6 protein-coding genes and 1 pseudogene are annotated in these 4,105 nt (G+C 60.2%); 3 read left to right on the top strand and 4 right to left on the bottom strand.

Going from position 1 to position 4,105, the window contains the following annotated elements; genetic code table 11:
• Positions 1–647: 647 nt before the first annotated feature.
• The 3 genes from MKK51_RS23255 to MKK51_RS23245 all read right to left on the bottom strand — a co-directional run bounded on the left by MKK51_RS23255 (position 648) and on the right by MKK51_RS23245 (position 2,355).
• The gene (locus MKK51_RS23255; protein ID WP_243981450.1) at positions 648–974 is read right to left on the bottom strand and encodes a hypothetical protein; all 327 of its coding nucleotides are present in this window, start codon (positions 972–974) and stop codon (positions 648–650) included.
• A 517-nt stretch (positions 975–1,491) separates the two neighbouring features.
• Positions 1,492–1,665, bottom strand: a complete 174-nt coding sequence (locus tag MKK51_RS23250) for a hypothetical protein (protein WP_243981448.1) — start codon at positions 1,663–1,665, stop codon at positions 1,492–1,494.
• 396 nt (positions 1,666–2,061) lie between these two features.
• Entirely contained in the window at positions 2,062–2,355 is a 294-nt protein-coding gene (locus MKK51_RS23245) for a hypothetical protein (protein WP_243981447.1), read from the bottom strand.
• A gap of 648 nt (positions 2,356–3,003) precedes the next feature.
• On the opposite strand from MKK51_RS23245, the gene MKK51_RS23240 reads away from it, so the two are divergent.
• The 3 genes from MKK51_RS23240 to MKK51_RS23230 all read left to right on the top strand — a co-directional run bounded on the left by MKK51_RS23240 (position 3,004) and on the right by MKK51_RS23230 (position 3,964).
• The gene (locus MKK51_RS23240; protein WP_243981445.1) at positions 3,004–3,336 is read left to right on the top strand and encodes a hypothetical protein; all 333 of its coding nucleotides are present in this window, start codon (positions 3,004–3,006) and stop codon (positions 3,334–3,336) included.
• A 140-nt stretch (positions 3,337–3,476) separates the two neighbouring features.
• Complete coding sequence (locus tag MKK51_RS23235) at positions 3,477–3,671, top strand: hypothetical protein (protein WP_243981444.1); 195 nt, start codon at positions 3,477–3,479, stop codon at positions 3,669–3,671.
• Entirely contained in the window at positions 3,668–3,964 is a 297-nt protein-coding gene (locus MKK51_RS23230) for a hypothetical protein (RefSeq protein WP_243981442.1), read from the top strand. The genes MKK51_RS23235 and MKK51_RS23230 overlap by 4 nt, the downstream gene beginning before the upstream one ends.
• A gap of 17 nt (positions 3,965–3,981) precedes the next feature.
• Here the strand turns inward: MKK51_RS23230 and MKK51_RS23225 are convergent.
• Positions 3,982–4,105, bottom strand: a pseudogene (locus MKK51_RS23225) (IS630 family transposase); the annotation flags it as partial.

Genomic DNA, 4,105 nt, shown 5'->3' with positions numbered 1-4,105 from the left:
TCTGGAGTATCAAGACACCGTCGCCCCCAATCTGACGACAGGGGACGACGAGGATCCGGCCTTGAGTTAGTTCCCCCACATCCGACGATGCTGGTACTGACGGCTACCCATCCGTCGGTGCATCCGGCTATGGGTGATCCGCCGGTGCATCATACGACGCTCCATGCGTACCTCAGCAATCGTATTGGTGGGGACCGTCAGGGCTGGCGCAGGGCCAACGACCGCGGCTGACGCCGTTGTAACGAAGCCCACAGTTGCAGAAGACATGAGCACGGTGGTGGCGATGAGTAATTTGCGCATATTAATACCTTCTCGTGCTGCCATCGCACCGCAGAAATCTGCTGCTAAATGGGTGAAGCGTAGGATGAACGCATGAGCCGGTAATTTGGGCTATGGGAGATCAAACGAGTCTTTTGTTTGCCTTTTCCTTCATGGAAGACGGTGCCTTTCTCCGGTCGCTGCGGCCACTTTGAGCAAAGCGAGATCTCGCCTCAGCGCCTCGACCTCGGCGTGTAGCTCGCCGGCATCCACCGCCAGCTCGACGCACTGGTCCTGAACCTCCGCAAGCCGGGCGCGAAGCTCGGCATTCTCAATCGCCAACGAGAGCAGGAGCAAGGTGTCGGAAACGGCGGGCCTCCCAGGGCGCGCTAGGTCGCGGGATACGGTTTCGTATTGTAGTGGAAGCGCGTCACCGCGCTGTCCCGCAGATCGTCGGGGTACTGCTCCGCATAATGCCGAACTGCTATCAGGCACAGATCGAGCATGTCGGACTGCCGTCCGTCGTGCTCGATGTGCCGGCCGCCGCGGTCATCAAATCGCAGGTCTTCCCATAAACTTCCGAAGCCGGAGATAGTCCGCTCCGTGTCGGAGCCGGCCGCCATCGGAGGCGCTTTGTTGCCGCCCTGCCGGCGGTTGAGCCTGAGATTGCCGATCGCCGTACCGGCCCGTTTGATCCCCCCAATCGGGGGGATCAATTTCGGCCCGTCCCGCCCGCGCCGGTCCCCGCTTTTCGGGTGCAGCCATGATTCCCGCCGCCGCTGCATAGGGGCCGTGCGCGCCCAACCTCGACCCGGCCGAGTGCCAGAGCGTCTGAGGCGAGGGCGAAGTTCTAGGTCAATCGCAGAGCTTGGCGGGTTTCCAGTACGCACGGTCAAGCCGGAATGAATGGATGCATGTCATACGCACGCACCGGTGCAACGAAACCATCCGTGTCATTGGGGATTGAGCATTAACATGGGTGGAAAGGCTGCCCGTCAGCGAACAGTCAGTTTACCATGATCTACACCCGCAACCGTTTCCTCATTTGGGCTCCCCGCCCTGGGAAGCGTCACTCGACCCCGTTCAAGATCGGCGTCGACTATGCGATGGCAGACGCTTTCCCCCTCATCGAGGGCGACTTCCCCGAGCGGATTGCGCTGGCTATGGAGGCCCTTGAGGCAGCCGAGAACAAGGCGGCTGGGATCACCACCTAGCTCGGCGGGAAGTGCCCAATTAGACGCACGCCGTCCACAGGTCTACGCCCTGAGCGTCCACCATCCCTTTCGCCTTGCGCTTCGCCTCACGATCATCGAGGGCGAAGAACAGGACCGTGAGCGATACCGCTCCGCCCAGGTCCACGAAGGTGGCCCAATAGGTCGTGCAATCTTTCTCGGTAGGTGCAGCCAAGCTGGTAGCTCCTATGGCCCAGCTTATACGTTTCCGACCGGGGATTGTTGCGTTGCATTCAGTTCTCGCGACCTTTTGGATCCCCGGAGGGCATCCAGCGACCTGCCCCCCATGAGGCACGGAGGTTGCACCGTCACCTTCTGGATTGGTCCGGAGGGCTCAATGGCTGAAGTAGATCCTGCTGCACCGTTTTGGCTTGGTTTTGAAGCGTTTAACCAGGGTGATACCTGGGATGAATGTCCCTACCCACGGGGTTCAGACGATAGCGATATGTGGTCTGAAGGGTTCAATCTCGCCAGCAACCTCGTTGGGGGATCGCTGAGCGAACGGTTAGGCCGTGCCGTGTTCCACTCGGGCCGCAGCGAGTAGGCCCTGGAATTTGAGAGCACGGCAACCCTATTCATGGGTCGCGTCCGCTTTTGCACGCGCTATAACGGCCCGCAGAGCCGTACTGCCCTCAGTCAGAAACCATGCCCGCAAGGTGTCGGTTATCTCTGGCGTGTCGCCGGACCGCTCACGGAAGAGATCAACGTAGCGGGTAAGTTCGCGCTGCAGGAATGTGTCGAGATAGCCGGAGCCTTTAGTCCGCGCGAGGTCAACGAGAGCATCATTCAGAACACGACGCATCATTTCGCCGACCATGGCTGAGACATAGACCGCCTCAGCGCTGCCTTGTTCGGGTTCCTTCAACCAAGCCTCCGATCTGTCTCATACCATGTAGAGACGCTGCCTGCGTCCTAGACTGGGCGTGGTGCCTCACGCAAACTTATCGGCGACAAAGGACATGAAGGGGGTCTCGCAAGGGGCCGGCTCTAGCTCAGCATCGCCGGTTAAATTGTCTCTGCCCAGTGTCGTCCACGAGAGGCAAGGCAAAGGATAGCCCGCGCCAACCGGCCCCAGGGGATGCTCTACTGGAACCGAATGGAACGGGGGCAGCCTTCGCCCGCGGACTCTCGGGGATGTTCTTCACAGCGTAGGGACTGCTGCTCGACGAGACGGCCTAAAAACCGTTCACGCTCTAGATGAACCTCGGCGTCGATCTTCGCCTTGTCCGACCATGTCGAGGCCGAATAAACGGCAAGAGGCGTTATTGCGAGAAGCGTTATCACAAGGATTGGGCGCAACATCTCGGCTCTCGCTTCAGGGGCCGCTTATGCATTTCAATTCAACATCGTGCGATATCCGGCGTTCCACCTGCAAAATAAGTCGCTAAAATTATTGCTTATTGATGGTTACCAAATCATTTCGGCCCGAAGACGCAACCCGCAGGAACTTGCGAGCCCGCGCTAATGTCCGCCAGAGACGCCCTCTTTTTGTCTCGGATGCGAGCACGAAGCCATGATCCGCCCCCGGACGACCGGACACCTCGCCGAAACCATCCAGCAGCCAGAAGCAGCTGCGAAGCCCTCGTCGAAGGAGAGTGCCGACCTGATCGGCCAAGCGCTTCTCTCCCTCGTGATGGTAGTCGAGAGCCAACCCCTCGTTGGACCAGCCGTGAAGGCCTACCAGACTGCCATCCGTCGCAATGGCGAGGAAGCGTCAGCCCTCGGCGGTCAGGAGGCAATGGAAGCTGCTCTGCACTTCGTCATAGACGCCGATCCTGCTCATGCAGAACGCCGTGAGAGCATCATCGACAAGGCATGGACCGGCCTGCCGGGGTGGCGGTCGTGAGCGTCGTCTCTGCTATCCAGGCCGCCGCTGACGCTATCTTTCGCGTTGTGGTCGACCCTACGCGTTGCCACCGAGCGCGTGGTTGCGGAGATGGTTTTGGAGATTTTGAACACGAAGCTCGAACGCGCAAGAGACGCAGCATGAGCGATCTATCTGCAACCATCGCCAAGATGATCATCGAGATGGATGGCATTCCCCTGGGCACGGAGCCGTCCAAATGGGTGGACTGCGTCTGGAAGCGCTGGCCCAACGCGAGCCCTGAGGAGATCAAGCGCGGGTTTCTCATCGCAGTCGAGACCGCAAAATTAGAAGAGGCAACGAGGCATCTCCGATGAACACGGCTCTCCTCGCCCGGCTCCTCACGACCCTCATCGTGTCGCTGGAGAACACCACCGCACCGAGCCCGGCCGCCACGGCATTCTCTCGCGCCAACCGCCGGAAGGGTAACGAACTCGCCCAGGCTGTTAGCGCCCAGGCCCTGCATCAGGCCGTCGCCTTCATCCGCGACCAGGCCCCGGCCAAGGCGGATCACCGCGAGGCGATCCTGACGGAAGCATGGACTGGCCTCCCAGGGGGCGGGCATGACAGCAGCCGAAAGCGTCGGAATGATTCTTCCCGGTTTTTTTGATCTAGGGCTACATCCGATCAAGTAGGGTCAAAAGCATCGTATCCTGCGGCCACGAGGTAGTTGCGGCACTCATTCGGTGTGAAGCGCTTGAAAGCCTGTTTGATGGTGTCGCAGAGGTCCGCGATCGTGCGGGCGGCCTCG

This window comes from Methylobacterium sp. E-045 (assembly GCF_022829685.1).
Taxonomy (GTDB): domain Bacteria; phylum Pseudomonadota; class Alphaproteobacteria; order Rhizobiales; family Beijerinckiaceae; genus Methylobacterium.
Note: the sequence above shows the minus strand (reverse complement) of the source record. Positions and strands in the feature narration are given on the sequence as shown.